This is a genomic window from Phycisphaeraceae bacterium, assembly GCA_019636735.1.
GTDB lineage: Bacteria > Planctomycetota > Phycisphaerae > Phycisphaerales > SM1A02 > VGXK01.
The window spans coordinates 1-2,076 of sequence record JAHBWY010000028.1 but is presented as its reverse complement, the minus strand read 5'-3'; the positions used below and the strand labels follow the sequence as shown (position 1 = coordinate 2,076).

Here is a 2,076-nt window from a genome sequence, read left to right as displayed (position 1 = left end):
TCAGCTCAGCACCTCTGAGTTTGTCCTTAGGTCCGTTCAGAAAGGTATACAAATGAGAATCGTTGTTGCTGCGTTAACTGTAGCCCCTCTTCTGGGACTTGGCGCCACAGGCTGCAAGAAAAAGAAGAGCGAGACGATCGTGACGAGGCCTGTCGTTGCACCGGAATCTGCACCTCCTGCCCCAGCTCCACCTCCCCCCGCGATGACTCCCGCCGAGATAATTCAGAAGATGGAAACTCTCGAGGATGCCATCGCGCTTGCAAAACCTGCGATGGCAGACACCGAGTCAGCCGTAAGCATTGGCGCAGTGCTGCTTGGAGCTTGGTCCATTGACAAACTCTCGTGGAACGCGCTGAATGCGCTACCTAAAACCGAGCACAAGCTCGTGATGAAGGACCCCGACGAAGAGCGCGGAAAGGTGCTTTGTACTCGCGGGCAGCTCTGACGTGCCTGCCCTTCTAGGACCACGCGTTTCTACAAACTTGCCCGACTCCGCTGTCTCTCTTCCTTCGTGCACTTCATCCTGAACGCATTCGGCGTCAATCCCCCGAGACTCGAATGTGGCCGCGCACCGTTGTAATGCAGTCGCCATCCTTCGATGACGGCACGGGCCTCGGCGGGCGTTCGAAACCACTCGATTCCGAGGCACTCGTCGCGGAATCGACCATTGAAGCTCTCGTTCGTCCCGTTCTGCCATGGTTTGCCGGGGTCAATGAAGGCGCTCTCGATGCCGACCTTGTTCATCCAGGCGAGCAGCGCCTTCGACGCGAACTCCGGCCCGTTGTCCGTGCGGATGTAGCGCGGCGCCCCGCGGTCGCTGACGAGTCGGCTGAGCACCTCGACGACGCGGGGGCCGCGGATGGCGCTGCGGACGTCGATGGCGAGGCTCTCCCTGGTCCACTCGTCGACGACCGTGAGGCACTTGAGGGCGCGACCGTCCGCACAGGTGTCGTGGACGAAGTCCATCGCCCAGAGGTGGTTCGGGCTGTTCGGCGGCGTTGGTCTCGGCCGCCTTGTCGCCACGCGCTTGCGCGGGCGCCGACGCGCCACCTGGAGGCCGGCGAGCTTCCAGAGCCGATGGGCGCGGTCGACGCTCATCTTCGTGCCCTGGTTCGCCAACATGCCCTGGATCATGCGGTAGCCGTAGCGCGGGTACCGGGCCGCGAGCTCGCGCATCTTCGCGACGGCCGGCGCGTCGGCCGCCTCCCGCTTCGAGACGTACTTCACGCTCGACCGAGCCACGCGGAGAAGCGCGCACGCTCGCCGGACCGACACGCGCCAGCGCTTCTGTGCGTGGACCACTTGTCGCCGGCGCGCGGGCGCGCTCACCATTTTTTTGAGTTGATGTCCTTCAGGATCTCGATGTCGAGCATCCGCTCGGCGAGGAGCTTCTTCAGCTTCGCGTTCTCCGCCTCCAGGGACTTCAGCCGCTTGGCGTCGTCGACGTTCATCGTCCCGAACTTGCGCCGCCACGTGTACAGCGTCTCGCCGCTGATGCCGTGCTTCTTCGCCACGTCCGCGACCGGCGCCTTGTCCGCCTCGCGGAGGATCCGGACCATCTGCTCTTCGGTGAACTTGCTCTTCCGCATGCTGCCTCTCCGTGATGCGCGGAGAAGGTCAACTTTGTATCAGCCGCTGGGCCAGTTTTCGGCAGGCACGTCACCCCCACCACCAGGCTCCCCTTTGCAACACCTGAGCAAGGCGAAGCCAATGCGAGCCGCTCCGCATCACCTTTACACCGCACAAGCCTGAGCAAGGCGAAGCCAATGCGAAGCTCTCTCCACAAGCCTGAGCGAGGCGAAGCCGATGCGAAGCTCTCCCATAAGCCTGAGCGAGGCGAAGCCGATGCGAACCGCACCGCATCACCTCTACACCGCACAAGCCACAACACCACTCAAGGCGCCATAAGGCTCGAACCATTGCACTGACGTAATGCTGGCCCCCCTCCCTAAGGTGGTCCCCACGACCCGCGACCCCGCCGCCGGCGTGAGGGCGTCACCCCCCTAGGCCGATCCCCCCACCGGCCCCCAAGCAAGATACACTGACTAGAGCACCGATCAGTTTGAAACAACGGGA

Annotated in this window: 2 protein-coding genes; one reads left to right on the top strand and one right to left on the bottom strand. The window is 63.2% G+C overall.

Features of this window, described 5'->3' with window-relative positions; translation table 11 throughout:
* Window positions 1–445, top strand: a 445-nt coding sequence (locus KF724_13880) for a hypothetical protein (protein ID MBX3356778.1), incomplete at its 5' end; no start/stop codon positions are given.
* 29 nt (window positions 446–474) lie between these two features.
* On the opposite strand, the gene KF724_13875 is transcribed toward KF724_13880, so the two are convergent.
* Window positions 475–1,589 (bottom strand): IS3 family transposase gene (locus KF724_13875; protein ID MBX3356777.1). Its coding sequence is split into 2 segments (ribosomal slippage): window positions 475–1,340 and window positions 1,340–1,589, totalling 1,116 coding nucleotides; the frame shifts between segments, so codons are not numbered across the junction.
* Between the last annotated feature and the right edge of the window lie 487 nt (window positions 1,590–2,076).